The sequence below is a fragment of the Alkalihalophilus lindianensis genome (assembly GCF_032843265.1).
GTDB lineage: Bacteria > Bacillota > Bacilli > Bacillales > Bacillaceae_D > Alkalihalophilus > Alkalihalophilus lindianensis.
On record NZ_JAWJBA010000971.1, the window covers coordinates 1 to 239 of the forward strand.

The window sequence follows — 239 nt, forward strand, 5'->3', positions numbered from 1 at the left end:
TATCTGATAACAGATAACCATTCTGCTTTGAAGAAAGGATTAACTCCTTGTTGTCTTTCGAGAAAATAGAATTAATCATTTGAATATCTGTCCGAATCGTTCTACTACTAACCCCTAGCTGATTAGCTAGAACGTTCCCCTTTATCCAGTCAACCTGTTTAATGAGAAACTTTAATAATTCAATTTGTCGTTTATTCATTCTTTCCTCTCCTTAGGATACTGAAAACTTAAGATGCCAT

The 239-nt window shown here is 33.9% G+C and carries 1 protein-coding gene; it reads right to left on the minus strand.

All coding sequences use genetic code 11. The features are described from left to right. Positions 1 to 199 (minus strand): helix-turn-helix domain-containing protein (locus tag RYX56_RS25010; RefSeq protein ID WP_317124473.1); only part of this gene is annotated, 199 nt, incomplete at its 3' end. Between the last annotated feature and the right edge of the window lie 40 nt (positions 200 to 239).